Annotated in this window: 26 protein-coding genes and 2 tRNA genes; 20 read left to right on the top strand and 8 right to left on the bottom strand. The window is 68.7% G+C overall.

What is annotated here, in order from left to right; all coding sequences use genetic code 11:
• Positions 1–22: 22 nt before the first annotated feature.
• Positions 23–1,204 carry a vWA domain-containing protein gene (locus F3H32_RS00735; protein WP_149763506.1) on the bottom strand — a complete coding sequence of 394 codons (1,182 nt, stop codon included), beginning with the start codon at positions 1,202–1,204 and terminating at the stop codon, positions 23–25.
• Positions 1,204–1,368 (bottom strand): hypothetical protein, encoded by a 165-nt coding sequence (locus F3H32_RS17635; RefSeq protein ID WP_188128548.1) that lies wholly within the window; start codon positions 1,366–1,368, stop codon positions 1,204–1,206. The genes F3H32_RS00735 and F3H32_RS17635 overlap by 1 nt, the downstream gene beginning before the upstream one ends.
• 106 nt (positions 1,369–1,474) lie before the next feature.
• Here F3H32_RS17635 and F3H32_RS00740 point away from each other — a divergent pair, with 106 nt between their 5' ends.
• The 3 genes from F3H32_RS00740 (at position 1,475) to F3H32_RS00750 (ending at position 4,771) form a co-directional block, all read left to right on the top strand.
• Positions 1,475–2,599 carry a Ppx/GppA phosphatase family protein gene (locus F3H32_RS00740; RefSeq protein WP_149763508.1) on the top strand — a complete coding sequence of 375 codons (1,125 nt, stop codon included), beginning with the start codon at positions 1,475–1,477 and terminating at the stop codon, positions 2,597–2,599.
• A gap of 2 nt (positions 2,600–2,601) precedes the next feature.
• On the top strand, positions 2,602–3,360 hold the full coding sequence (locus F3H32_RS00745) for an RlmE family RNA methyltransferase (protein ID WP_149763510.1): 759 nt from the start codon (positions 2,602–2,604) through the stop codon (positions 3,358–3,360).
• Positions 3,361–3,484: 124 nt separating this feature from the next.
• Positions 3,485–4,771: an O-acetylhomoserine aminocarboxypropyltransferase/cysteine synthase family protein gene (locus tag F3H32_RS00750; RefSeq protein WP_149763512.1), complete on the top strand. Its 1,287-nt coding sequence runs from the start codon at positions 3,485–3,487 to the stop codon at positions 4,769–4,771.
• A gap of 45 nt (positions 4,772–4,816) precedes the next feature.
• Here the strand turns inward: F3H32_RS00750 and F3H32_RS00755 are convergent, their stop codons facing one another.
• Positions 4,817–5,641, bottom strand: coding sequence for an SIMPL domain-containing protein (locus F3H32_RS00755; RefSeq protein ID WP_149763514.1), 825 nt, complete (start codon positions 5,639–5,641; stop codon positions 4,817–4,819).
• A 205-nt stretch (positions 5,642–5,846) separates the two neighbouring features.
• Here F3H32_RS00755 and F3H32_RS00760 point away from each other — a divergent pair, with 205 nt between their 5' ends.
• The 4 genes from F3H32_RS00760 (at position 5,847) to F3H32_RS00775 (ending at position 11,603) form a co-directional block, all read left to right on the top strand.
• On the top strand, positions 5,847–8,783 hold the full coding sequence (locus F3H32_RS00760) for a hypothetical protein (RefSeq protein WP_149763516.1): 2,937 nt from the start codon (positions 5,847–5,849) through the stop codon (positions 8,781–8,783).
• Positions 8,784–8,870: 87 nt separating this feature from the next.
• On the top strand, positions 8,871–10,385 hold the full coding sequence (gatB, locus tag F3H32_RS00765; protein WP_149763517.1) for an Asp-tRNA(Asn)/Glu-tRNA(Gln) amidotransferase subunit GatB: 1,515 nt from the start codon (positions 8,871–8,873) through the stop codon (positions 10,383–10,385).
• Between the two features lie 118 nt (positions 10,386–10,503).
• Positions 10,504–10,995: a cell wall hydrolase gene (locus F3H32_RS00770; RefSeq protein WP_149763519.1), complete on the top strand. Its 492-nt coding sequence runs from the start codon at positions 10,504–10,506 to the stop codon at positions 10,993–10,995.
• A gap of 107 nt (positions 10,996–11,102) precedes the next feature.
• Positions 11,103–11,603 carry a DUF4177 domain-containing protein gene (locus F3H32_RS00775; protein ID WP_149763521.1) on the top strand — a complete coding sequence of 167 codons (501 nt, stop codon included), beginning with the start codon at positions 11,103–11,105 and terminating at the stop codon, positions 11,601–11,603.
• A 70-nt stretch (positions 11,604–11,673) separates the two neighbouring features.
• Here the strand turns inward: F3H32_RS00775 and F3H32_RS00780 are convergent, their stop codons facing one another.
• Complete coding sequence (locus tag F3H32_RS00780) at positions 11,674–11,889, bottom strand: SlyX family protein (RefSeq protein WP_149763523.1); 216 nt, start codon at positions 11,887–11,889, stop codon at positions 11,674–11,676.
• Between the two features lie 48 nt (positions 11,890–11,937).
• Here F3H32_RS00780 and hisS point away from each other — a divergent pair, with 48 nt between their 5' ends.
• Genes hisS through F3H32_RS00800 form a run of 4 tightly spaced genes read left to right on the top strand, consistent with a single transcriptional unit; the run spans position 11,938 to position 15,585 of the window.
• A complete protein-coding gene (hisS, locus tag F3H32_RS00785; protein WP_149763525.1) occupies positions 11,938–13,422 on the top strand; it encodes a histidine--tRNA ligase in 1,485 nt (494 codons plus the stop codon).
• A complete protein-coding gene (locus F3H32_RS00790; protein WP_149763527.1) occupies positions 13,419–14,486 on the top strand; it encodes an ATP phosphoribosyltransferase regulatory subunit in 1,068 nt (355 codons plus the stop codon). Before hisS ends, F3H32_RS00790 begins: the two co-directional genes overlap by 4 nt.
• Entirely contained in the window at positions 14,483–15,160 is a 678-nt protein-coding gene (gene hisG, locus F3H32_RS00795; protein WP_149763529.1) for an ATP phosphoribosyltransferase, read from the top strand. Before F3H32_RS00790 ends, hisG begins: the two co-directional genes overlap by 4 nt.
• 50 nt (positions 15,161–15,210) lie before the next feature.
• On the top strand, positions 15,211–15,585 hold the full coding sequence (locus tag F3H32_RS00800; protein WP_223191304.1) for a hypothetical protein: 375 nt from the start codon (positions 15,211–15,213) through the stop codon (positions 15,583–15,585).
• Between the two features lie 55 nt (positions 15,586–15,640).
• Here F3H32_RS00800 and ftsY read toward each other — a convergent pair whose 3' ends face one another.
• The 3 genes from ftsY to F3H32_RS00815 form a co-directional block, all read right to left on the bottom strand.
• Positions 15,641–16,753, bottom strand: coding sequence for a signal recognition particle-docking protein FtsY (ftsY, locus tag F3H32_RS00805; RefSeq protein WP_149763531.1), 1,113 nt, complete (start codon positions 16,751–16,753; stop codon positions 15,641–15,643).
• Between the two features lie 128 nt (positions 16,754–16,881).
• On the bottom strand, positions 16,882–17,811 hold the full coding sequence (locus tag F3H32_RS00810; protein WP_149763533.1) for a class I fructose-bisphosphate aldolase: 930 nt from the start codon (positions 17,809–17,811) through the stop codon (positions 16,882–16,884).
• 168 nt (positions 17,812–17,979) lie between these two features.
• Positions 17,980–19,176, bottom strand: a complete 1,197-nt coding sequence (locus tag F3H32_RS00815) for a phosphoglycerate kinase (protein WP_149763747.1) — start codon at positions 19,174–19,176, stop codon at positions 17,980–17,982.
• 179 nt (positions 19,177–19,355) lie between these two features.
• Between F3H32_RS00815 and F3H32_RS00820 the strand changes: the two genes are divergently transcribed.
• The 4 genes from F3H32_RS00820 (at position 19,356) to F3H32_RS00835 (ending at position 21,565) form a co-directional block, all read left to right on the top strand.
• Positions 19,356–19,865: a peptidylprolyl isomerase gene (locus F3H32_RS00820; protein WP_149763535.1), complete on the top strand. Its 510-nt coding sequence runs from the start codon at positions 19,356–19,358 to the stop codon at positions 19,863–19,865.
• Positions 19,855–20,448 carry a peptidylprolyl isomerase gene (locus F3H32_RS00825; protein WP_149763536.1) on the top strand — a complete coding sequence of 198 codons (594 nt, stop codon included), beginning with the start codon at positions 19,855–19,857 and terminating at the stop codon, positions 20,446–20,448. The genes F3H32_RS00820 and F3H32_RS00825 overlap by 11 nt, the downstream gene beginning before the upstream one ends.
• Positions 20,449–20,509: 61 nt before the next feature.
• Positions 20,510–20,965 (top strand): YaiI/YqxD family protein, encoded by a 456-nt coding sequence (locus F3H32_RS00830; protein WP_149763538.1) that lies wholly within the window; start codon positions 20,510–20,512, stop codon positions 20,963–20,965.
• A gap of 21 nt (positions 20,966–20,986) precedes the next feature.
• A complete protein-coding gene (locus tag F3H32_RS00835; RefSeq protein ID WP_149763540.1) occupies positions 20,987–21,565 on the top strand; it encodes a DUF2585 domain-containing protein in 579 nt (192 codons plus the stop codon).
• Positions 21,566–21,708: 143 nt separating this feature from the next.
• Here F3H32_RS00835 and tyrS read toward each other — a convergent pair whose 3' ends face one another.
• The gene (gene tyrS / locus F3H32_RS00840) at positions 21,709–22,947 is read right to left on the bottom strand and encodes a tyrosine--tRNA ligase (RefSeq protein WP_149763542.1); all 1,239 of its coding nucleotides are present in this window, start codon (positions 22,945–22,947) and stop codon (positions 21,709–21,711) included.
• Between the two features lie 58 nt (positions 22,948–23,005).
• Here tyrS and F3H32_RS00845 point away from each other — a divergent pair, with 58 nt between their 5' ends.
• From F3H32_RS00845 to F3H32_RS00865, 5 genes are all read left to right on the top strand, one after another.
• Complete coding sequence (locus F3H32_RS00845; RefSeq protein ID WP_149763543.1) at positions 23,006–24,106, top strand: anhydro-N-acetylmuramic acid kinase; 1,101 nt, start codon at positions 23,006–23,008, stop codon at positions 24,104–24,106.
• Positions 24,107–24,249: 143 nt separating this feature from the next.
• Positions 24,250–25,083, top strand: coding sequence for a PRC-barrel domain-containing protein (locus F3H32_RS00850; RefSeq protein ID WP_149763545.1), 834 nt, complete (start codon positions 24,250–24,252; stop codon positions 25,081–25,083).
• Positions 25,084–25,220: 137 nt separating this feature from the next.
• Positions 25,221–25,297: transfer RNA gene (locus tag F3H32_RS00855), tRNA-Asp, on the top strand.
• Between the two features lie 26 nt (positions 25,298–25,323).
• Positions 25,324–25,400, top strand: a tRNA-Asp gene (locus tag F3H32_RS00860).
• 168 nt (positions 25,401–25,568) lie between these two features.
• A complete protein-coding gene (locus F3H32_RS00865) occupies positions 25,569–26,036 on the top strand; it encodes an SspB family protein (protein WP_115754526.1) in 468 nt (155 codons plus the stop codon).
• Positions 26,037–26,108: the final 72 nt, after the last annotated feature.

Below are 26,108 nucleotides of genomic sequence, written 5' to 3' on the forward strand. Positions count from 1 at the left end.
CAATATGGGCAAGGCGCGGCGCTTAGCCAAGGATTCGCATGGCCTGGCCCAGCCCTTCCAGCGTCAGGGGCTGCATCCGGTCCTCGAATATCTCGCGGATCATGTCGATCGAGCGGGTATGACCCCAATGCGCGCGGGGCACCGGGTTCAGCCAGACATGGTCGGGCCAGGTCTCGCGCAGGCGGTTGAGCCAGGTTTCGCCCGATTCGGGGTTCCAGTGCTCGTTCGCGCCGCCGGGGATCGCGATCTCATAGGGCGACATCGAGGCATCGCCGACGAAGATCGCCTTGTAGTCGCGGCCGAAGCGGTTGATGACCTCCCATGTGGGGGTCGTTTCGGTCCAGCGGCGGTGGTTGTCCTTCCACAGCGCCTCGTAGACGCAGTTGTGGAAATAGAAATGCTCCAGGTGCTTGAACTCGGCGCGGGTGGCCGAGAACAGTTCGTCCACCAGCCGGGAATGGTCGTCCATGCTGCCGCCGGCGTCCAGGAACAGCAGCACTTTCACGGCATTGTGCCGCTCGGGCCGGGTCTGGACGTCGATATAGCCGTGCTCGGCGCTGGCGCGGATGGTGCCGGGCAGGTCCAGTTCCTCGGCCGCGCCGTGGCGTGCCCATTGCCGCAGCCGCTTCAGCGCCACCTTGATGTTGCGGGTGCCCAGTTCCACCGAATCGTCGAAATCGCGGAACTCGCGCTTGTCCCAGACCTTGACCGCGCGGCGGTGGCGGCTTTCGGCCTGGCCGATGCGCACGCCTTCGGGGTTGTAGCCATAGGCGCCAAAGGGCGAGGTGCCGGCGGTGCCGATCCACTTGTTGCCGCCCTGGTGGCGGCCCTGCTGTTCGGCCAGCCGCTCGCGCAGGCGCTTCATCAGTTCGTCAAAGGAACCGGCACCCTGGACGGCGGCGCGTTCCTCGGGGGTCAGCAGCTTTTCGGCCAGCTTTTCCAGCCATTCCGGGGGGATCGAGACCTCGTTCACCAGCGCCTCGACCGGGATCTGGTCAAGGCCGGCGAAGGCTTCGGCGAATGCGCGGTCGAATCGGTCGATATGCGCCTCATCCTTGACCAGCGTGGCGCGGGCGAGGTGATAGAACCCTTCGGGCGACCAGTCCGTCAGCCCGGCTTGCAGCCCGCCCAGCAGGTCCAGGTATTCCCGCAGGCTGGCCGGAACCCCATGGCGGCGCAGGCTGTCGAGAAAGGGCCGGAACATCAGCCCAACCGGCTGAGAACTATGGTCAGGAACATTCCCAGGACGCCAAGCGCCAGGGCATGTGCGACGGCATATTGCAGCTTGTCGGCGCGGCTGCCCCCGGCTTTCGCCGCGCGCCTCCAGCCGATCGCTGCGCCAAGGATGAATGCGGCGATCACGATCATGGGACAGGGCATAGCCCGCCCCCGCGCCCCTGTCGAGGGGCAGGCCCTTGAACGCCCGCCGCGCGCAGGTTACTTTCGGACCAACTTGATATCGGAGGGCGTGACGATGGCGCCCAGGCGTCCTGCGGGTGCGGACGCGTTCCCGACAAAAACGGTCGAGCCGTTCGCCACCCGCGCGGCCGAGGACAAGCCGCTTTATGCGGCCCTGGATCTTGGCACGAATAGCTGCCGGATGCTGATTGCCCGCCCGGCGGGCAGCCAGTTCCAGGTGGTCGACAGTTTCTCGAAGCCGGTCCAGCTTGGGCACGGCCTTGAGGCGTCAGGCAGGCTGTCGCGCCCTTCGATGGCGCGGACGGTGCATGCCTTGCAGGTGTGCCGGCGCAAGCTGGAGGCGCATAAGGTCGTGCATATGCGCCTTGTCGCCACCGAAGCCTGCCGGCGGGCCAGGAACAGCCGCGACTTCATGCGCCTGATCCGGCGCGAGACCGGCCTGCCGGTCGAAATCATCGACGCCGAGGAAGAGGCGCGGCTTGCGGTGATTTCCTGCGCGCCGCTGGTCAGCCAGCGCACCGAGCAGCTTTTGGTGGTCGATATCGGCGGCGGCTCGACCGAACTGGTCTGGATCGACCTGGAAAATGTCGATCCAAAGGAACGCTCGCGCGCCATCATGCGGCTGGGCAACGGTTTCGGCGTTCCCCAACCCGACGGCGCGCGGGTGGTGGACTGGATCAGCGTGCCGCTGGGCGTGGCCACGCTGCGCGACCAGTTCGAGGATGTCGAGGACGACCAGGGCCGCTTTGCCCTGATGTCCTGGCATTTCGAAGAGATGCTGGCGGATTTCGCCCCCTATGCGCTGGCCCAGACCATGCGCGAGGGGTTCCAGATCATCGGCACCTCGGGCACCGTGACCACGGTGGCGGCCAGCCATTTGGGCCTGCGCCGCTATGACCGCACCAAGGTGGACGGGCTGACCATGACCACCGCCCAGATCGACCGGGTGATCCGCGACTACCTGGCGCTTGGCCCCGAGGGGCGGCGCGCCGATCCGCGCATCGGCCGCGAACGCCATGCGCTGATCATGTCGGGGGCGGCGATCCTGCAAACGCTGATGCGGGTCTGGCCGACGACGCGGCTGTCGGTGGCCGATCGCGGCCTGCGCGAGGGGCTGCTTTACGCGCAGATGGTCAAGGACGGGGTTCTGGCCCCGGATGGAATGAACGGGGTGGCTTGAAGATGAGCGAAGACAAGAAGCCGGGCGCGGGGCGCAAAAGCTCTGGCCGCGGCCAGCGCGACCTGCGGGTGCGGGTGAAATCGGCCAAGGGGCGCAAGCTGTCCAGTACGCTGTGGCTGGAGCGGCAGTTGAACGATCCCTATGTCGCGCGCGCCCGGCGCGAGGGCTATCGCGGCCGCGCCGCCTACAAGATCCTGGAACTGGACGACAAGTATCGCTTTTTGCTGCCCGGCGCGCGGGTGGTCGATCTGGGCTGTGCGCCCGGCGGCTGGTGCCAGGTGGCGGTGTCGCGGGTGAACGCGCTTGGCGACAAGCCGGGCAAAAGGGTCGGCCGGGTTCTGGGCGTGGACCTGCAAGAGGTCGATCCGATTCCGGGGGCCGAGATCCACCAGCTTGATTTCCTGTCCGACGGCGCCGACGAACAGGTCAAGTCCTGGCTGGGCGGGGGGGCCGATGTGGTGATGTCGGACATGGCGGCGGCGTCCTCGGGGCACAAGGGCACCGACCATCTGCGCATCGTGGCGCTGGTCGAGGCGGCGGCGCAACTGGCCTTCGACGTGCTGGAACCGGGCGGCACCTTCGTCGCCAAGGTCCTGGCCGGCGGCGCCGAGACCGAGATGCAGGCGATGCTCAAGCGCAATTTCCGCAAGGTGGCGAATGTGAAACCGCCGGCCAGCCGCTCGGATTCCTCGGAGAAATTCGTGGTGGCGCAGGGGTTTCGCGGCCGCGATGACGCCGCGGACGGGCAGGACGCCGGATAGGGCCGGCGCGCGCGCCGATGCCTGATCGGGGCCGGGCGGTCCTTTCCGGCGATGGGCGCGCCTTTGCTGTTCCCTTTCGGCCCGGCTTGCGCCTAGTCTCTGCCCGAACAAGGGGAGAGTTTCCATGTCCGAGAATTGGGGTTTCGACACCACCGCCATCCATGCCGGCAGCGCGCCGGACCCGGCGACCGGGGCGCGGCAGGTGCCGATCTATCAGACCACGGCCTATGTCTTTCAGGATGCTGGCCACGCGGCCCGGCTGTTCGGCCTGCAAGAGGTCGGCTATATCTATTCCCGCCTGACCAACCCCACCGTCGCCGCGCTTCAGGCCCGCGTGGCCGAGCTGGAGGGCGGGGCCGGCGCGGTCTGCTGTTCCTCGGGCCATGCGGCGCAGATCATGGCGCTGTTCCCGCTGATGGGGCCGGGCAAGAACCTGATTGCCTCGACCCGGCTTTATGGCGGCACCGTCACCCAGTTCAGCCAGACCATCAAGCGCTTCGGCTGGTCGTGCAAATTCGTCGATCTGGACGATCCCCAGGCGCTGCGGGCCGCGGTGGACGACGACACCCGCGCCATCTTCTGCGAATCGATCAGCAATCCGGGCGGCTATCCCACCGATATCCCCGCCATCGCCAAGGTGGCCGACGAGGTCGGCTTGCCGCTGATCGTGGACAATACGCTGGCGACGCCCTGGATCTGCAAGCCGATCGAGATGGGCGCGACGCTGGTCGTCCACAGCCTGACCAAATACATGACCGGCAACGGAACGGTCATGGGCGGCGCCATCGTCGATTCGGGCCGCTTCGACTGGTCGGCATCGGACAAGTTCCCCAGCCTGTCCCAGCCCGAGCCCGCCTATCACGGGCTGAACTTCCACAAGACCTTTGGCACGCTGGCCTTTACCTTTCACGGCATCGCCATCGGGCTGCGCGACCTGGGCATGACCATGAACCCGCAGGCCGCGCATTATACGCTGATGGGAATCGAGACGCTGGGCCTGCGCATGGCCCGTCATGTCGAGAACGCGCAAAAGGTCGCGGAATGGCTAGAAAACGATCCGCGCGTCACCTCGGTCAGCTATGCGGGGCTTGCTTCGTCGCCGTGGAATGCCACCGTGCAGCGCGTCTATCCCAAGGGGGCGGGGGCGCTGTTCAGCTTTGGCATCCGGGGCGGATATGACGCGGCGGTCAAGCTGGTCGACAGTCTCAAGCTGTTCAGCCATGTGGCGAACCTGGGAGATGCGCGGTCGCTGGTGATCCATTCGGCCTCGACCACCCACAGCCAGTTGACCGACGAACAGAAGATCGCGGCCGGGGCCGGCCCGGATGTGGTGCGGTTGTCCATCGGGATCGAGGATGCCGCCGACATCATTGCCGACCTGGACCAGGCGCTGGCCGCCGCCACCGCATGAACGGCAGGGCGACGGGGGCACCTGCCGCCCTGGGCCAAGCCCGGCTCAGTTTTCCGGCGCGCTTTCGGTCGTGCCCTGCGGCGCGGCCGGGCGGCCGTCCGGCGCGTCAAGCGGGCGAAGGGCAAAGACGGCGGTGACATTGGCGTCGACCGTAAGCTCGCCCGCCTCGATCGGCGTGTCGGCCGCGCCCGCCGCCTGGGCCCGCATCGCCATCATCGGCCGCGGCCCGCCGCCCGATCCGACCTCGGCCAGCGAAATCAGCCGGCCCAGCCGCATGCCCGCCGCCTGGGCCATCACCTCGGCGCGGCGGCGCGCGTCGGCCACGGCCTCGCTGCGGGCCTTGTCCTCGACTTCGGTCATGTCGTCGCGCGCAAAGGCGATGCCGCCGATCTCGTTGGCGCCCGACGCCACCAGCCGGTCCAGCACCGCGCCCAGGCCGGCAAGGTCGCGGACCCGCACCGTCACGCTGTTCTGCGCCCCATAGCCGGTCAGCTTGGGCGGCTGGCCCTGGTCGGAATAATCCATCACCGGCGACAGGTTCAGCCCCGAGGTCTGGATGTCGCGGGCCTCGATCCCCTCGGCCTTCAATGTCTCGATGACCTTGGCCTGCTGTTCGGCATTCTGCGTCATGGCCTCGGCCGCGGTGGCGGCGCGGGTGCTGACGCCCAGGGTGATGCTGGCCATGTCGGGCTGGACGGTGGCCTGGCCCGTCCCGGTCACGGTCAGCTTGGCGAAGGCGGCGTGTTTCATCGGATGAACGCCCATCCCGGCGGGCGGTGGCGCATCGGTCGGGGCGGGCTGGGCGATCAGGGGGCCGGCGCCCAGGACGATCAGCGTCGCGGCAGCCATCAGGGGTCGGAAAGCGGGCATCGGGTCTTCTCCTTGGCGGGGCGGGAATTTTCCGCAGGCGGTTGTCTTCACGAACCTCCTTAATGCCGCAAATGCGGTTCGGGGTGCCTCACAATCCGGTGTTCGGCTTTTCACGCATTGCGTTCTGGGTTAGTCCGGGACCATAGCCGATGAAGATGTGTCCGGGCAAAACCGGATGCCAGGAACCGAAAGCAAAAGCCCGCCGATGTCGCCTGTTTGCGCTACTGAATACGCTCTTTCCTTCAGCGAGGACGCCGTGCATCTGGACCGGCGCGACCGCGGTCCCGAACAGGAAAGGCCCGCCACGCCCCGGCCGTGGCGGCACCTGGGCTCGGTCGATTTCGCCTCGGCTGAGTTCGGCGCGGAACTGGCGCGGCTGCGCGCCATGGCGACGGCTGGGGATGGTGGCACGGCGCTGCCCGTCACGCTGGTCATTCCCGACGACCAGATCCTTTATACCACGCTGACTGTGGCGCCGGGTGCGGATCGGGAACAGGCGGTCGGCCGGGCGCTGGACGGGTTGACCCCCTATGCCATCGAAGACCTGGCTTTTGACTGGCGGGGCGAGGGCGACAGCGTCCGCGTCGCCGCCGTGGCCCGCCAGACCCTGCGCGAGGCGGCGGATTTCGCCCGGCAATACGGGTTCGAGGGGCAGGGTTATCGCGCGGCCCCCGCTGCCGGTCTTTACCCCGGCGAGCCGGTTTTCGTGCTTGCGGCCGCGCCGCGCGCCCGACCACAGGTCGACCCGGCCCAGGCCGGCGTCACCGCCGGGGCGCTGTTGATCGAGGATGAGGCCGCCGAGGACGAAGACCAAGCCCGCCCCGGCCCCGAGCAGCCCGGCGCCTTTGACCTGGACGGCGACGGGATCGATGACGCCGGGGACAAGGCGACCGTCTGGTCGCCGCCCCAGGCTGCGGCGGAGCCCGGCATAGAAAAATTCGAAGATCAGAGTATAAACCACAGTTCTGAAACCGAAAAACGTCCTGACACGGGAAAGACGGATGGTGCGGAGACCCTGGTCCCCGTGGCAGGTGAGACACCGCCTGCGGCTGCGGACCGGACGGATGCCGCATCGAAATCGGCCGGCCCTGTGGGCGCGGCGCAGAATGCGGATGCAGGGCCAGGGGCCAGGCCGTTGCCGGCTGCGGCGGGGCATGGCGCGGGGCACACGGCCGCGGCGCCGGTCCTGAACCCGCGCGCGCAGGCATTGCACGACCGCGCGGCCAGCGCCCGACAGGCGCGCCCGGTCGGAAGCGCACCGGCCCAGCCTCGCCGGCCGGGCGAGCGCGGCGGCCTTGCAGGGCTGATCGCCATGCTGGGTGTCCTGGTGATCGGGTTGATCCTGATCTGGGCCTTTCTGGTGCCCGACCGGCAGGATGCCGCCCCCGCAGCCACGACCGCGGCACCGGCTGCGGCTACCAGCCCGGCCCCTTCCGCGCCGCGAACGGCCGCCCCGGCCGGTGCTGAACCCCCGCAGCCCACAGCGGCCGCGCCGGTCGACCCTGCGCCGGCCCCCGCCGATATCCGCGCCGAACCGGAACCCGGCCCCGCGCCGGCCGCCAGCGCGGCCCCGCCGGGTTCGGCCCTGACCGAGCAGGAACGCCGCCGGGTGCTGGTCGCCGCCACCGCCGTCGCCGCCGCCGTGGTGCCGCCCCCGGCCGCCGAACCGGCAGCCCCGCAAGCCGCCTCAAGTCCGCCCCCGGCCGAACCCGCCGCAACCCGCACCGCGACCGAAACGGCCATCGAAGCGGCCATCGAAACGGCGGTCCGGGACGCGGCGACGCAGCCCGCCGCCACGGCCGCGCCAGCCGCCGCGGATGCCGTCGCGACACAGGGCGCGCGTCCCGCCCCGCCCGCGGCGCAACTGACCCGTTCCGCCCGGCCGCAGCTTGCGCCGCGACGCAGCACGCCCCAGACGACGGTGCCGCGCGCCGATACCGCCCCGCGCGTGCCCGGCGACCCGCTGCCTTTCGAGGCCGGGCAGAACCGCAACCCGCCCGTCAACAGCGCCCGCCCGCCGGCGCGCAGCCAGCCGCCCGCCGCCGCCCCGGCGACATCGGCGCCGGCCGCCGCACCCGCCGGCAACACCGTGCTTGGTGGGTCGGCCCGGCCGCCCTTGCGTCCCGAAGGTTCTGCGCCCGAACTGCTGGACCCGGACCGGGCCGAAGCGCTCGACCCGGCCGAGCGCAGCCTGCTGCGCGATCTGGTCCGCGACCTGGGACGCCACGGGCTGATCGCGCGCCCCACACCCCTGTGGGGCGAGCGTCTGGCCCAGGCCCGCCCGCAACCCCGCCCCGGCACGGCGCCCGCAGCCACCGCCAGCGATGCCGTCAACCCATCGGCCATCGACGCGGCGCTAAGATCGGCGGCCAGCTCACCCCCCGACAGGCCAGCGCGCCCCGATGCCGCCGCAGCAGCGCCCGCCCGCGATTCGGGCGGGCTTTTGCGTGGCGCCACGCGGCCGCGCGCCCGCCCGGCCAGCCAGAACGCGCCGGCGGTTTCGGACGATGCGGTCAAGGCGGCGCTTTCGGCCGCGGCGGCGACGCCGGGGGCGGTGCAGCTTTCGGCGCTTGCCTCATCGCCCTTGCCGCCGCGGCGCAGCGACCGTTCCGACAGCGCGACCGCGGCCGAGGCTCCGGCGTCCGAAGGGGCGGAGCTGGCCGCCCGCCGCAAGCTGGACGAACAGTTGCAGGCCCAGGCCGAGGCACGCATCCGCGCCCGCGCCGCCGCCGATGCCAAGGCCGAGGCCGAGGCCCGCGCCCAGGCCGAAGCCCGCGCCCGCGCCCAGGCCGAAGCCGAGGAACGCGCCGCCCGTGCCCGCCGCCAGGACTACAAGCCGCCCGAGGTCGACAACGAACCCGAGATGGCCGCCGGGGCCCTGCCCAAGGGCGCGACCGCCGCCACCGTGGCCAAGGCCGCGACCCAGCCGCGCGGCATCGACATGGGCCGCACCACGATCATCGGCATCATCGGCGCAGGCAAGGCCAGCCGGGCGCTGATCCGGCTGCGCAGCGGCAAGGTGGTGACGGTGCGCCTGGGCGATCGCATCGACGGCGGCACCATCAACGCGATCGGCGATGGGCGGCTGACCTATGTCAAGGGTGGGCGCACCCATGAATTGCGGATGCTGGACGGCCGCTGACCGCCCCCTCGCCGACCCGCGCGCGACCCTTGCGAGCCGCGCGCCAAGCGCCTAGAAAGCGGGCCAGCCTTGCCTTGGGGAAATGCCATGCTCGACCATCTGACCTATACCGCCCCGGAACCGAAGATCATCCAGGGAGCGAAACAGGACTGGGAACTGGTCATCGGGCTGGAGGTCCATGCCCAGGTCGCCTCGAACGCCAAGCTGTTTTCCGGCGCCTCGACCGGCTTCGGGGCGGAACCGAACAGTCATGTGGCCTTTGTCGACGCCGCCATGCCGGGCATGCTGCCGGTCATCAACGAATTCTGCGTGGCGCAGGCGGTCAAGACCGGGCTGGGGCTGAAGGCGGGGATCAACCTGGTCTCGGCCTTCGACCGCAAGAATTATTTCTATCCCGACCTGCCGCAGGGCTACCAGATCAGCCAGCTTTACCACCCGATCGTGGGCGAGGGCGAGGTGATCGTGGACATGGCCCCCGGCATCGCCCGCCGCGTCAGGATCGAGCGCATCCACCTGGAACAGGATGCCGGCAAGTCGATCCACGACATGGACCCCAACATGTCCTTCGTCGACCTGAACCGCACCGGCGTCGCGCTGATGGAGATCGTCAGCCGCCCCGACATCCGCGGCCCCGAGGAAGCGGCCGCCTATGTCGCGAAACTCCGCCAGATCATGCGCTATCTGGGCACCTGCGACGGCAATATGCAGAATGGCAACCTGCGCGCCGACGTGAACGTCTCGGTCTGCGCGCCCGGCGCCTATGAGCGCTACCAGGAAACCCAGGATTTCAGCCATCTGGGCACCCGCTGCGAGATCAAGAACATGAACTCGCTGCGCTTCATCCAGGCCGCAATCGAATACGAGGCCCGCCGCCAGATCGCCATCCTGGAAGATGGCGGCAAGGTGGTGCAGGAAACCCGGCTCTACGACCCCGACCGGGGCGAGACGCGGTCCATGCGCAGCAAGGAAGAAGCCCACGACTACCGCTATTTCCCCGATCCCGACCTTCTGCCGCTAGAGATCGAACGGGCTTGGGTGGACGAAATCGCCGCCGCGATGCCGGAACTGCCGGATGAAAAGAAGGCGCGTTTCGTGGCGGATCTGGGCCTGTCGGAATATGACGCCGGCGTGCTGACCGCCGAGGTCGAGAATGCCGATTACTTCGAGGCCGTGGCGCAGGGCCGCGACGGCAAGATGGCCGCGAACTGGGTCATCAACGAATTGTTCGGCCGGCTGAACAAGGAAGGGCTGACGGTCGAGACCGCGCCGATTTCGGCTGCCCAGCTTGGCGGGGTGATCGACCTGATCGGCTCGGGCGCCATCTCGGGCAAGATCGCCAAGGACCTGTTCGAGATCCTGTGGACCGAAGGCGGCGACCCGGCCGAGATCGTGGAATCGCGCGGCATGAAGCAGGTCACCGACCTTGGCGCCATCGAGGCGGCGGTGGACCAGATCATCGCCGCCAATCCGGCGCAGGTGGAAAAGGCCAAGGCCAATCCGAAACTGGCGGGCTGGTTCGTGGGCCAGGTCTTGAAGGCCACCGGCGGCAAGGCCAACCCGGCCGCGGTCAACGAACTGGTGGCAGGCAAGCTGGGCCTGTGATGGGTTTCGGGGCGCGGGCCGCCGGCGCCTAAACCAGCTTGCCGTTGCCGCCCCCTGCCGGCTGCTGCTAGGATTTACAAAAACCAACAAAGCGGCGAGCAGGCGTAAGGGACAGGCAATGGGCAAATTTCGTGCAGGGTCTTTGGCTTTGGCGGCGCTGGTGGTGCTGTCGGGCTGCGGGGTGGGGCGCCATTCCGAGGTCGAATGCATGGAACGCGCCATGTTCTTCGAATCGCACCGCTCCAGCCGCGACGGCATGATCGCGGTCGGCAGCGTGGTGATGAACCGGGTGCAATCGGGCCAGTATCCGCGCAGCGTCTGCGGCGTGGTGGGCCAGAAGAACCAGTTCGCGCCCGGCATCATGTCGCGGCGGATGAATTCGAAAGCCATGCCCGATGTCCGCGATGCCGCCCGCGCCGTCCTGCGCGGCGAACGCCACCCGCTGATCGGCAATGCGATGTTCTTCCATGCCGCCAGCCATCGGTTTTCCTATGGCAACATGCATTACGTCGTGACCACCGGCGGCAACGCCTTTTATGAAAAGCGCCCGCGCGCGCTGGTGACGCAACCGGTCCCGCTGCGGCCCATCGAAAACATCACCCGCAGATAAGCCCTGCGCCCGCCTCGCGAATTTGTGCGCCGCGCCGGCCGTATCGCCCCGCTTCCCTTGGCCTGCCATCTCGCCTAACCTGCACCGCAAAGCGAAAGGCCAAAGGCATGAGCAGCTACGAATATACCGCCATTCCCGCCCCCATCCGCGGCGAAAAGACCAGGGGCGCCAAATCCGGGATCGACCGCTTCGCCGCCACGATGACCGATACGTTGAACCAGATGGCGCAGGATGGCTGGGATTATGTCCGCGCGGAAACCCTGCCGGCCGAGGAACGCTCGGGCCTGACCAGCCGCTCGACGGTCTATCACAACCTGCTGATTTTCCGCCGCGCCCTGGCCGGGCAGCCGGCACAGCCGCAACCGACCGCCGCCCAGACGGCCGACGCCCAGCCGGCCAACCCCCAGATGCCCGAGGCGCCGCCCGTCCAGGCCGAAGCCCCGGCACCCGCCCGCGGCCCGTTCAGCCAGCCCATGCTGGCCGCGCCCAAGCCCCAGGCCCCGGCCGCGCCGGGCAGCCAGAACCGCGCCCGCGCCGCCGAGCCGCCGCTTTCGGCGCCGCCCAGCCCGGCCCCGGCAGGCCCGCGCCTCGGCCCGGCCAGCCGCTGATTTCGCCGTTTCCCAAATACTCCGGGGTGAGCCCCCGGCACGGGGGCGAGGGGCAGCGCCCCTTACCCCCTTACCAATGCGGCGGCCGCTGATCGGCCAGCGGCACCGTTCCCGCCTCGGCCTCGCGTTCCGCCTCGCGCTCCATCAGCATGCCGACATGGCGCGCCAGCCGGGCGATCTGGGCTTCCTGCCGGGCGACGATGCCCGACAGATCCTCGACGCTGCGCGTCAGATAGGCCACGGCCTCCTCCAGCCGCTCGACCCGCTCCTGGCCCTGCTTGTCCATCCATCCTCCATCCGCTAGACCGCCGCATGGAAAAGCCCGAGGCAAACCATGGCGAAAGATCAGAAGAAACAACCCCGTCCCAAGGCCGAAACGCCCAAGGGGTTCCGTGACTATTTCGGCGCGGACGTGACCGAACGCAAGCAGATGCTCGACCGTATCGCCGAGATCTACCATCGCCACGGTTTCGAGCCCCTGGAAACCAGCGCCGTGGAAACCGTCGAGGCGCTGGGGAAGTTCCTGCCCGACGTGGACCGGCCCAATGCCGGCGTCTTCGCCTGGCAGGAAGCGGACGTTCCGGGCGGCGGCGTGGGCGACTGGCTGGCGCTGCGCTATGACCTGACCGCACCCTTGGCCCGCGTCGCCGCGCAGTTCCGAAACGACCTGCCCAGCCCCTATCGCCGCTATGCCATGGGTCCGGTCTGGCGCAATGAAAAGCCCGGACCCGGCCGCTTTCGCCAGTTCTACCAATGCGACGCCGACACGGTGGGCAGCGCCTCGGTCGCCGCGGACGCGGAAATCTGCGCCATGCTGGCCGCGGCCCTGGAACATGCCGGCATCGCGCGCGGCGACTACCTGATCCGCATCAACAACCGCAAGGTGCTGAACGGCATCCTGGAAGCCATGGGCGTCGCACAGGGCAAGCCCGCCGACGACGTGCTGCGCACCATCGACAAGTTCGACAAGGTCGGCGAAGAGGGCGTGCGCCAATTGCTGACCACCGGCCGCAAGGACGATAGCGGCGCCTTTATCGAGGGCGTGGGGCTTGCCCCCGAACAGGCCGGGCCGGTCCTGGCCTTCCTGACCTCCAAGGGTGCGAACAATGCCCAGACGCTCGCCAACCTGCGCGCCGCCGTCGGCGCCTCGGCCGTGGGCGCCGAGGGGGTCGAGGAACTGGCCCAGATCGCCGACATGCTGTCCGCCATGGGCGTGGGAGAGGATCGCGCCATCATCGACCCCTCGATTGTGCGGGGCCTGGGCTATTACACCGGCCCGGTCTTCGAGGCCGAGCTGACCTTTGAAATCCTTGATGACAAGGGCCGCAAGCGCCAGTTCGGCTCGGTCGCCGGCGGCGGGCGCTATGACGGGCTGGTCGAACGCTTCACCGGCCAGAAGGTGCCGGCAACCGGGGTTTCCATCGGCGTGGATCGGCTGCTGGCCGCCCTGCGCGCCAAGGGGCTGATGGGCGGGACCGAGCCGGGCCCGGTCGTCGTCACCGTCATGGACCGCGAGCGCATGGCCGACTACCAGGCCATGGCCGCCGAACTGCGCCAGGCCGGCATCCGCGCCGAGGTCTATCTGGGCAATCCCAAGAATTTCGGCAACCAGTTGAAATATGCCGACAAGCGCCATGCCCCGGTTGCCATCATCCAGGGCGGCGACGAGGCCGCGCGCGGCGTGGTGCAGGTCAAGGACCTGATCTTGGGGGCGAAGATCGCCGCCCAGGCCAGCCACGAGGAATGGAAATCCCAGCCCGCCCAGACCGAGGTCGCCCGCGCCGATCTGGTCGCGGAAGTCCGGCGTATCCTAGGATGAGCAAGCGCGAGAGACAGGCCATCGGCCAGCAGATCCTCGCCGCCTTTCGTGCCGCCGGAGCGCGGGAGGTCGCGCCCGACATCCTGCTGGAGGCCGAGACGCTCCTGGACCTTTACGGCGAGGATATCCGCGCCCGCGCCTATGTGACCCAGGACCCGATCCGCGGCGAGATGATGCTGCGCCCCGACTTCACCGTGCCCGTTGTGCAGATGCATATGGAAAACGGCGCCGAACCGGCGCGCTATTGCTACCTGGGCGAGGTGTTTCGCAAGCAGGACCATGGCGAGACCCGGCCTCAGCATCCGCGCGACAACGAATACCTGCAAGCCGGGTTCGAGCTTTTCGCCCGCGACCCCGAAGCCGATGCCGAGGTTTTTGCGCTTTTCCACGACATCCTGGCGCCCCTGCGGCTGCAAGCCAGCATGGGCGACATGGACCTGCTGATGGATGCGGTGCGCGCCCTGCCGCTGTCGGGCGCCCGCCGCGCCGCGCTTTTGCATCACATCTGGCGGCCGCGCCGCTTTGCCAAGGCGCTGGCGCGCTTTGCCGCCCCGGCCGAGGCCCGCAGTTTCCCGGAAAGCGCCGCGCCCTGGACCGGGCTGCGTTCACCGGCCGAGATGCAGGCCCGCATCGACCGCCTGCGCGCCGACGCCGCCGAGCCGCCGCTGCCGCCGCAATGGGTCGAGCGGCTGGAGCGGCTCTTCGCCATCCAGGCCCCGGCACCCCAGGCGCTGCGGCAATTGCGCGACCTGGCGGCCCAGATCCCCGACATCGCCGAGGCGGTGGACCGGCTGGAACGCAACCTGGCGGCGCTGTCGGCGCGCGGGATCGACGTCGGCGCCATCCATTTCGACGCCAGCCACGGCCGGCACACCATGGAATATTACGACGGCATGACCTTCAGCTTTGCCGCGGCAGGGCGGGCGGACTGGCCGCCGGTCGCCTCGGGCGGGCGCTACGACGCGCTGGCCGCGGTGCTGGGCCAGGCGCAGGGCCGCTCGATCCCGGCGGTGGGCGGCATCATCCGCCCCGGTCTGGTCCATGAACTGGGGGGGCTGGCATGATCCGGCTGGGCATTCCGTCCAAGGGGCGGCTGATGGAGCAGACCTTCGACTGGTTCGCCGCCCGCGGCGTGACCCTGTCGCGCGCCGGCTCGGACCGCGAATATGCCGGCCGGGTCGAGGGGGCGGACAATGTGGCGCTGGTGCTCTTGTCGGCGGGCGAGATCCCGCGCGAACTCATGGCCGGGCGCATCCACCTGGGCGTGACCGGCACCGACCTGATCCGCGAAAAGCTGGCGGGCTGGCGCAGCCATGTCGAGGAACTGGCGCCGATGGGCTTTGGCCATGCCGACCTGATCCTGGCCGTGCCCGCCTGCTGGAGCGATTGCGAGACCTTGGACGATTTCGCCACCATCGCCCGCGATTTCCGCGCCCAGCACGGCTTCCGCCTGCGCATCGCCACCAAATATCACCGGCTGGTGCGCGCCTGGCTTTCGGACCACGAGGTCGCGGATTATCAGCTGGTGGACAGCCAGGGCGCGACCGAAGGGACGGTCGCGAACCTGACCGCCGAGGCCATCGCCGACATCACCTCGTCGGGCGAGACGCTGCGCGCCAATCACCTGAAGATCATCGGCGAGGAACCGATCCTGCGCTCGCAGGCGACGCTGTTGCGCTCGCTCGCGGCGGGGGACGAGGCCGAACTGCGCGATTTCGCTGCGCGGCTTGGGCTTTAGAAACCTGCGGCGGGGCCGCGGCGTTGGTGTCCCGCACCGCCAAGGAAGAAATGACCATGCGCCTGGCCGCCCTGATGCTGATCCTGTCCGCAAGCCCGGCGCTCGCCTCGTCCGAAACGGCGTGGCAGCAGTTCCGCCAGGATGTCGAGACCGCCTGCACCGCGCTGGCGCCCACCGAGGGCCAGACCGCCATCGAGGTCAATCCCTTCGGCTCGGAAAGCTATGGCGCGGCGCTCTTGATCACCACGCTGGCCGATGGCGCGGCGGACCGCTATGTCTGCATCTATGACAAGCAGGCGGGAACCGCCGAACTGACCGCGCCCTTCACGCCGCCGCAGGATGTGGTCCAGCCCATGGCCGCCCCGGCGGGCAATGTCGCGCCGATCGAGGACACCAGGACGGACGCGCATCTCGTCAAGCCGTGACGCCTGCGCCGGTTGCGCGGCCGCAGGGTATTTGGAAAACGGAAAGCGGCGAGGGTCAGTCCCCAAGCCCGACCAGCGCGCGGGCAAACTCGCGGGCGTCGAATGCGTCCAGATCGTCGATCTGTTCCCCCACGCCGATGGCATGGATCGGCAGGCCGAAGCGGTCGGCCAAGGCCACCAGCACGCCGCCGCGCGCGGTGCCGTCCAGCTTGGTCATGACCAGGCCCGAGACATCGGCCAGTTTCTGGAATGTCTCAACCTGGCTCAGGGCGTTCTGGCCGGTGGTGGCGTCCAGCACCAGCAGGGTATTGTGCGGCGCGTCGGGATCCTTCTTGCGGATGACGCGGACGATCTTGGCCAGTTCCTCCATCAGGTCCTGGCGGTTCTGCAAGCGGCCGGCGGTGTCGATCATCAGCAGGTCGGCGCCCTCGGCCTCGGCCCGCACCATGGCGTCGAAGGCCAGGCTTGCCGGGTCCGAACCCTCGGGCGCGGTCATCACCGGCACGCCGGCGCGCTGGCCCCAGACCTGCAACTGTTCGACGGCGGCGGCGCGGAAGGTGTCGCCCGCCGCGATCACCACCTGCTTGCCGGCCGCCTTGAACTGGCTGGCGAGCTTGCCGATGGTCGTGGTCTTTCCCGAGCCGTTGACCCCCACCACCAGCACCACCTGCGGCCGCTTGGGATAAAGCGGCAAGGGCTTGGCGACCGGGGTCATGATGCGGGCGATTTCCTGGGCCAGCAACTCCTTCAGCTCGGTGGCGGAAATGCGGCGCCCCATGCGGCCTTCGGCGATATTGGCGGTGACGCGCAGCGCGGTCTCGACGCCCATATCGGCCTGGATCAGCATCTCTTCCAGATCCTCAAGCATCGCGTCGTCCAGTTCGCGGCGCGGCTCGGCCGGGGCGGGCGCGCGGCCCAGGATCCGGCCCAGCATCCCCGGACGCGCGTCGGGCGATGCGGCTGGATTGGCGGTGGGTTGGGGCTCCGCCACCGGGGCAGGCATGGGCTGCGCCGCCGGGGCTGGCGCCGGCGCCAGCCCGGCGGGCCGTTCGGGTGCCGATGCCGGCTCTTCCTCGACCGCGGCGTCCGCGACGATCTCGTCCAGCCCCGCGCCGATCTTCGACGAGGACCGCGTCAGCCGGTCGCGCAGCTTCGAGAAAAACGACATGCACCCATCCTTCTGTCTGTCCTGCGAAACCTAGGCAATCTCGGTCGAAAGGAAAAGGGCGCCCCGAACCGGACGCCCCTTCACCGTTTGAAAAATACTCCGGGGTGTGGGGCAGCGCCCCACGGCAATCAGGCCTTGCCCAGATAGATGTCCACCAGCTTGCCCAGCATCTCCAGCGCATCCTCGCGCGAGCGCTGGAAGCTGTTGCGCCCGATGATCGAGCCGTTGCCGCCGCCGTCGCGGATGGCGCGGGCATCGTCGAAGACCGCATCGGCGCCCTTGGCCGCCCCGCCCGAGAACACCACGATGCGGCGCCCGTCAAAGGCCGACTGCATGCAATGCGCCACGCGCTTGGCCTGGGTCGAGATGTCGATACCCTTGGCCTCGTAGACCTTTTTCGCCTCGGGCAGTTCCAGGTGGCCGGTCGACAGCTTGATCTTGATGACATGCGCGCCGATCAGCGCCGCCATCTGCGCGGCATAGGCGGCGATGTCGATGGCCGTCTCGCCGTCCTTGCTGATCGCCTCGCCGCGCGGATAGGACCAGACCACGGTCGCCACGCCCTTGGCGGCGGCTTCGCGGCGCATCTCGACGATCTCCTCGATCATGTCCAGCGCCATGTCCGAACCCGGATAGATGGTAAAGCCGATGGCCGCGCAGCCCAGCCGCAGCGCGTCGTCGACCGAAGCCGTGATCGCCTGGTTCTTGCCGGCAGTGTCCGACATCAGCGAATTGGCCGAGTTCACCTTCAGGATCGTCGGGATCTGGCCGGCGAAGGTGTCGGCGCCCGCCTCGATCATGCCCAAGGGGGCGGCATAGGCGTTCAATCCGGCGTCGATGGCCAGTTGATAGTGGTAATGCGGGTCATAGCCGGCCGGGTTCGGCGCAAAGCTGCGCGCCGGCCCATGCTCGAAACCCTGGTCCACGGGCAGGATGATCATCTTGCCGGTGCCGGCCAGCCTGCCGGTCATCAGCATGCGGGCCAGCTGTGCCTTCACACCCGGCGCTTCGCCCTCGTAATTGGCGAGGATCTTGCGGACGGTATCGGTCATCTGCATCGGGAACTCCATGTCTGAATGCCGGCTGCTTAGCAGACCCGCCGCCAAGGGCAATTGGGGTTGCGCTAACGGCCGGGCCGGCGCAGCCGGCCGTGGCGCGCCCGCGGCCGGCCCGGCCATGAAAAAAGGGGCCCGAAGGCCCCTTATGCGCTTCCGGTTCCCGCCGGTTCAGCGTTTCTGCAAGGCCGCCACGCCGGGCAGTTCCTTGCCTTCCATCCATTCCAGGAAGGCGCCGCCGGCGGTCGAGATAAAGGTGAAATCGCCCGAGACGCCCGCCTTGTTCAGCGCCGCCACCGTGTCGCCGCCGCCCGCGACCGAGATCAGCTTGCCGTCGCGCGTCAGCCGCGCCGCCTCTTGCGCGGCCGCATTGGTCGCGGCGTCGAAGGGCGGGATTTCAAAGGCGCCGAGCGGGCCGTTCCAGATCAGCGTCCGGCTGGCCTCGAACACCTCGGTGATCTTCGCCACCGTCGCCGGGCCGGCGTCGAGGATCATCGCATCGGCCGGGCAGGCATCCGCCGCCACCGTCTCGTTCTCGGCGCCGGTCTTGAATTCGCGCGCGGCCACCACGTCCACCGGCAGGTGGATGGTGCAGCCGGTCTTTTCCGCCTTGGCCAGCACCTCGCGCGCCGTCTCGGCCATGTCGCGCTCGGCCAGGGACTTGCCGACCTCGATCCCTTGGGCGACCAGGAAGGTGTTGGCCATGCCGCCGCCGATCACCAGGTGGTCCACCTTTTCGATCAGGTTGCCCAGCAGGTCCAGCTTGGTCGAGACCTTGGCGCCGCCGACCACCGCCACCACCGGGCGCTGCGGATTGCCCAGCGCGGCGTCCAGCGCCTTCAGTTCCGCCTCCATCAGCCGGCCGGCGGCGGCGGGCAGCAGCCGCGCGATGCCCTCTGTCGAGGCATGGGCGCGATGGGCCGCGGAAAACGCGTCGTTCACATAAGCCTGGCCCAGGGCCGCAAGCGAGGCGGCAAAGGTCGGGTCGTTGCTTTCCTCGCCCGGATAGAAGCGGGTGTTTTCCAAAAGCAGCACATCGCCCGGCTTCAGATCGGCGACGGCGCGCTTGGCCGGTCCGCCAATCGCCTCGTCCGCGAATTTCACCTCTTGGCCCAGCGCCTGCTCCAGCGCCGGCACGACCACCTTCAGGCTCATGCTGTCCACGCGCTTGCCCTTGGGGCGGTCGAAATGCGCCAGCAGCACCGGAATGCCGCCCCGGCTTTGGATGTCCTTGACGGTCGGCACGATCTTTTCGATCCGCGTGGCATCGCTGACCTGGCCGTTTTCGACCGGCACGTTCACGTCCACCCGGACGAGTGCCACCTTGCCGTCCAGATCGAGGTCGTCGATCGTGTTGAAATCCGCCATGCTCATGTCCCTTTCCTGTTGGGCTGACACGTCCCCCGCGGGGGTTGTCCCGCATCATGACATTTTCGTCAACCGGCGGCGGAATCCCGGCCTGCGGCGAAACGCGCGGCAAAGGCGGGCGTTGTCTGGACGGGCCGAAATGCTTATGCCTTTGCCCAAGCCATCAGAAGGAGACCCCCATGGCCGAGATCAAGGATCCCGAGAACACGGTCATCATCGCGCTGAAGGACGGCCCGGTGGTGATCGAACTGCTGCCCGACGTGGCGCCGAAACATGCCGAGCGCATGAAGGAACTGGCCCGTGCCGGGAAATACGACAACGTGGCCTTCCACCGGGTGATCGAGGGTTTCATGGCCCAGACCGGCGATGTGGAACACGCGAATATGGAAAACAACTACAATCCGGGGCGCGCCGGCACCGGCGGCTCGGACCTGCCGGATCTGCCGGCCGAGTTCTCGCGCCTGCCGCATGACCGCGGCACGCTGGGGGCGGCGCGGTCGATGAACCCGAACTCGGCCAACAGCCAGTTCTTCATCAACTTCAAGGACAACCATTTCCTGAACGGCCAATACACCGTCTACGGCCGGGTGATCGAGGGCATGGAGCATGTCGACAAGATCGCCCGCGGCGAGCCGCCGGCCAATCCCGATCGCATGCTTTCGGTGAAGGTGGCGGCCGATGCGGAATAAGCTTCTGGTTCCCGCCCTGATCCTGAGCGCCGGCGCGGCCGGGGCCCAGGGGCTGCCGGGCGTCACCGACGGGCCGGGTCCGAACCTGGTGATCGAGGTGGCCGATGCCAAGGGCACGGCCAAGGGCAGCATCGTTCTGGACCTTTACAACGACAAGGCCCCGAAACATGTCGAACGGTTGGTGACGCTGGCGAAATCCGGCAGCTATGACGGGGTGGTGTTCCACCGCGTGATCGACGGGTTCATGGCCCAGACCGGCGATGTCGAATACGGCAAGCAGGGCGGCGATACCGCGCGGGCAGGGATGGGGGGTTCGGACCTGCCCGATCTTCAGGCCGAGTTCAACGATGTCAGCTTCCAGGCCGGCACCGTCGGCATGGCGCGTTCGCAGGACCCGGACAGCGCCAACAGCCAGTTCTTCATCGACCTGGCCCCGGCCGAGTTCCTGGACGGGCAATACACCGTCGTCGGCCAGTTGGTCGACGGCTGGGACGTGCTGAACGCGGTCAAGAAGGGCGATCCCGCCGCCAATGGCGCCGTGGTCGAGCCCGATTACATGCTGAAAGTCACGGTTCAAGAGTGATCCCGGCCTGATCCATCGGGAAAGCCCCGCCCGCGCGGGGCTTTTTCATCCAGGAGCCCGCATGACCACGCTTTACATCGACGCCGATGCCTGCCCGGTGAAAGCCGAGGCCGAGCGCGTGGCCACCCGCCTGCGCCTGCCGATGGTGCTGGTCTGCAACGGGGGCTTGCGGCCCTCGGCCAACCCGCTGGTGTCGCTGGTGATCGTCCCCGAGGGGCCGGATGCCGCCGACCAATGGATCGCGGCGCGCTGCGGGCCAGGCGACGTGGTGGTGACGACCGACCTGCCGCTTGCCGACCGCTGTCTCAAGGCCGAGGCGCAGGTGGTGCAGCCCGACGGCGAGGTGCTGACCCCCTCCAATATCGGCCCGCGGCTGGCGACGCGCGACCTGATGCAGGACATCCGCGCCGCCGACCCGTTCCACCAGGGCCGGGGCGGCGGTTTCGGCAAGGCAGAGCGGGCGCGGTTCCTGCAAGCGCTGGACCGGGTGATGGCCGCGGCGCTGCGGGCGGGCTAGGCGCGACAGGCGGCGGGACGGATGATTTCAGCGCCTGGCATTTTCAAACGCCGATCCACGCCCTATTGGGCGGCCTTCCTGGTCATCCTTGCCGCCGCGGCCTGGCTGCTGTGGCTCGGGCGCGCGCCGATCTGCACCTGCGGCTATGTCAAGCTGTGGCATGGCCAGACGATGAGTTCCGAAAACTCGCAGCATCTGGCGGACTGGTATACGCCGTCGCATGTCATCCACGGCTTGCTGTTTTACGGCGCGCTGTGGCTGATGGCGCGGCGCCTGCCGTTCGGCTGGCGGCTGGCGATCGCGACGCTGGTCGAATCCGCCTGGGAGATCGTCGAAAATTCCGACGCGATCATCGAACGCTATCGCGCCGTGACCATCTCGCTGGACTATCATGGCGACAGCGTGGTGAATTCGGTGGCCGACATCCTGGCGATGGTGCTGGGCTTTGCGCTGGCGGCGCGGCTGCCGGTCTGGGCCTCGGTCGCGCTGGCCATCGGTTTCGAGGCTTTGACGACCTGGCTGATCCGCGACGGGCTGGCGCTGAACGTGCTGATGCTGGCCTGGCCGATGCAGGCCGTGAAAGCGTGGCAAGGCGGGTAAGCGGCCGGGCCGTTCCCGGCCGACAAGGCGGCGTGGTCGCCTGGGCGCGCCGCGGCTGTGAGTATTTGGGAAACGATGAAAGCCGGGCAGGCGGACCCGTGGCGGGACAGCGGCGGGAAAAGACGCCGTGCCCCGCCGGGCGCTTAGCCCAGCCGCAGCATCCGGTGCTTCTTCTTCCCGACCGAGACCTTCAGCCCGTCCCCGATCAGCGCCGCGTCCACGGCAAGCTGCGGGTCGCTGACGGCTTGGTTGTTCAGCCGCAGCCCGCCTTCGGCGATCAGCCGCTTGGCCTCTTTCCCCGAGGCGGTGATGCCGGTCTGGGCCAGCAATTGCACGACCGAGACGGGCAGGGCGCCGGCACCGATGGTCACCACCTCCAGGTCGCCGCCGGCGCCGCCCTGCTCGAAGACCTCGCGCGCGGTGGCCTCGGCGCTGCTGGCGGCCTCGGCGCCGTGCAACAGCGTCGTGACCTCATTGGCCAGGATGATCTTGGCCGCGTTGATCTCGGATCCCGAAAGCGCGCCCAGGCGGTCGCATTCCGCGACCGGCAGTTCGGTGTAAAGCTTGAGGAACCGGCCCACATCCGCGTCGGTGCTGTTGCGCCAGAACTGCCAGAATTCATAGGGCGACAGCATCGCCCCGTTCAGCCAGACCGCGCCGCCCGCGGACTTGCCCATCTTGCGCCCGTCCGAGGTGGTCAGCAAGGGCGAGGTCAGTCCCCAGATTTCCGCATCCAGCACCCGGCGGGTCAGGTCGATGCCGTTGACGATATTGCCCCATTGGTCCGAGCCGCCCATCTGCAACCGGCAGCCATAGCGCCGGTGCAGTTCCAGGAAGTCATAGGCTTGCAGGATCATGTAGTTGAATTCAAGGAAGGACAGCGATTGTTCGCGGTCCAGCCGCGACTTGACCGATTCAAAGCTCAGCATCCGGTTCACGCTGAAATGCCGGCCGATGTCGCGCAGGAAGTCCAGGTAGTTCAGCCCGTCCAGCCATTCGGCATTGTTGAGCATCAGCGCCCCGCCGCCGGCGTAATCCAGGTAGCGGGCAAAGACCTGCTGCATGCCGTCGATATTCGCTTGGATGGCGTCGGGGGTCAGCAGCGGGCGTTCCTCGGACCGGAAGCTGGGATCGCCGACCTTGGTGGTGCCGCCGCCCATCAGGGTGATCGGGCGGTTCCCGGTCTTCTGGAACCAGCGCAGCATCATGATGTTCAGCAGGTGCCCGACATGCAGGCTGGCCGCCGTGGCGTCATAGCCGATGTAAGCCGTCACCGGACCCTGGATCAGGGCCTCGTCCAGCGCCTGCATGTCGGTGCAGTCCGCCAGATAGCCACGCTCGATCATCACGTTCAGAAAATCGGATTTGGCACGGTAGGTCATGGGCTTTTCCTTTCGACTGGCGCGGATATACCGGGGGAAAGGCCGAAGGGAAAGCAGGATGATCCATGCGCTGGGGATGATGTCGGGCACCTCGCTGGACGGGGTGGACGCGGCGATGATCAGGACCGACGGGCGGCGGATCGCCGGTTTCGGCCGCAGCGCCTATCGCGCCTATGGCGGCAATGAATCGGGCCTGCTGCACGCGGCGCTGGGGCAATGGCCGGGCGGGCCGGACGTGGCCGAGGCGGCGGCGCTTTCCGTGGCCGCCCATGCCGCGCTGGCGGAAGGTTTCCCCGAGGCGGAACTGGTCGGCTATCACGGCCAGACGCTGGCGCATGATCCGGGGGGGCGCGGCACGCATCAGGCGGGCTGCGGCGCGGCGCTGGCGCGGCGGCTGGGCCGGCCGGTGGTCTGGGATTTCCGCAGCGAGGACGTGCGCCAGGGCGGCCAGGGCGCGCCGCTTGCGCCGTTTTTCCATTGGGCCTGCGCGGAATGGGCGGTGGGGCGGGGGCTTTTGCCGCGCGCGCCGGCCGCCTTTCTGAACCTGGGCGGGGTGGGGAACCTGACCTGGGTCGATCCCGCCGCCGCCGCGCCCGAGGCGCCGGGCGCCTGCATCGCCTTTGACACCGGCCCGGCCAATGCGCCGGTGAACGACCTGATGCGCGCCCGGCGCGGGCTGGCGCGGGACGAAGGCGGGCGGCTGGCGGCGCAAGGCCGCCCGGACGAGGCGGTGATCGCCCGGTTCCTGGGCCACGCGCATTTCGGCCGGCCCTTGCCGAAATCGCTGGACCGGGACGCCTTTGCCCAGGCGCTGGAGGTGTCGCATTTGGCCGATGCCGACGCCGCCGCCACGCTGACCCATGCGGCGGCGGCGGCGGTGGCGGCGGGGCTGGCGCTGCTGCCGCAAGCGCCGGGCCTGCTGCTGGTCTGCGGCGGCGGCCGCCACAACGCGGCGATGATGGCGGCGCTGGCGCAGCGGCTGCCCTGCACCGTGGCGCCGGTCGAGGCGGCGGGGCTTGATGGCGACATGCTTGAGGCGCAGGCGTTCGGCTGGTTGGCGGTGCGGGTGCTGCGCGGCCTGCCCACATCGGGGCCGGGCACCACGGGCGCGCCGCGGCCGGTCTGCGGCGGCCGGATCAGCCATCCGCGGCGGCGCTGAGGCGGGGTGCGCCGCGGGCGGCTTTCCGCCTTGTGACTGATTGCGCGGCATTTCATGGGAACGAAGCCGCAAAGAGTGGCGTTTGACGGTCATGCGACGGCGGCTGCCGTTCGCGATAACGACAACCGGAAAGGACATCGTCCATGAAACCTCTTGTCATCGCCGCCACCACGCTGGCTCTGGCTGTTCCTGCCCTGGCGCAGACGGAAACCACCCCTCCGGCCGAGCTGCCGGCCGAGCAGGTCGAGGGTGCGGCAGGCACGACCGAAAACGCCGCCGGGGCGGCGGATGCCGCGGCCGAACAGGCGGAAGAGGCCGCGGACCGCGCGGCCGACGAATCCGGCGCCGCCGCCGCGGATGCGGCCGAGGATGCGGCCCAGGCCGCCGATGCGGCCAGCGACGCGGCCAATGAGGCGACGGGCGCCGCCGCCGGCATGGGCGTTGCCCCCGACGCCCCGCCCGGCGATGCGATCCCCGCGGCCGAGGCCGACGCGGCCGGCGGCGCGGCCGACGATGCCGCCAATGCCGCCGAGGACGCCGCCGCCGCGGCCAATGACGCAGCCGACGCGGCAGCCGACGCCGCCGAAGAGATGCCGGTCACGCCCCCCGACGTGAACCCGCCCGCCATCTCGGAAGCCGATCCGGGTGTGCTGTCGAGCTGGCTGACCAGCCGGCGCATCTGGACCACCAACCAGCCCTCGACCACCGAATGGACCGATCCCGCGGTCGAGGAGCGCCCCGCCGAATGGCAGGACATCGCCAAGGTGAACGATATCGTTCTGGACGATTCGGGGCAGGTCGTGGGCTATATCGCCGATATCGGCGGCTTCCTGGGCATCGGCGCCAAGAAGGTGCTGCTGGGCGTCGATGCGATCCACCTGATCACCATCGGCAACGACACCTTCTTCGCCACCAACTACACCAAGGCCGAGTTGGAGGCGCTGCCGGATTTCGACCAGAAGACCGTGCGGCAGTAAATTTCCGACCGATTTGGGACCAGCGGGGCGCCTTTCGGGGCGCCCTTGCGTTTTTTGCGCAATCGGCCTTGACGCCATGCGCGGCCATGCGTAAACCCCCTCGCACCCCGGACGGCGATCCGGGGGAAGTGGTCTGCGCGGTTGTAGCTCAGTTGGTTAGAGTACCGGCCTGTCACGCCGGGGGTCGCGGGTTCGAGCCCCGTCAACCGCGCCACCACCACCTTAACGAAGAAAAAATGCGCGGTTGTAGCTCAGTTGGTTAGAGTACCGGCCTGTCACGCCGGGGGTCGCGGGTTCGAGCCCCGTCAACCGCGCCATCTTTCCCCAAAATCCTGCAAGGCTTTGCCAGCCGCGCTTATGGCGCGGTTTCTTGGGTATTTGGGCAACGAAGAAGCCGGCCGGCGGCCCGGACCAGGGTCGGCGCTAGGGGCTTTTCAAGCCGTCTCAATTCCCTATGCTGGCCCCCGATCACGACGGAGGACGCCATGGCACGCGGAATAGATTACGGCGGAATGATGCACCGGGCCATGCAGCGGCTGATCGCGGATGTGCTGGAAACGGTGGCCCGCGAAGGGCTGCCGGGCGAGCATCATTTCTTCATCACCTTCGATACCCGCGATTCGGAGGTCGAGATGGCCGACTGGCTGCGCGACCGCTATCCCGAGGAGATGACCATCGTCATCCAGCACTGGTTCGACGACCTGGCCATTACTGACGAGGGATTCCGCATCACGCTGAATTTCGGCAATTCGCCCGAGCCGCTTTACATTCCCTTCGATGCGCTGCGCACCTTTGTCGATCCCTCGGTCGAGTTCGGCCTGCGCTTCGAGAATCACGACGAGCGGGAGGATGAGGAAGAGCCCGAAGAGGAAGAGGGCGCGCCCCCCGAACCCGATGACGACGGTCCCGCCGGCGGCGCCGAGGTCGTCAGCTTGGACAAATGGCGCAAGTAAGGCGCGGGAGCCGGATCGCATACCATGGCATGCCGATTGCGAATCCCCGCCATCGGGCCTAGAAGCCCCACA

This window comes from Paracoccus thiocyanatus, from assembly GCF_900156255.1.
In the GTDB taxonomy this organism is placed as follows: Bacteria; Pseudomonadota; Alphaproteobacteria; order Rhodobacterales; family Rhodobacteraceae; genus Paracoccus; species Paracoccus thiocyanatus.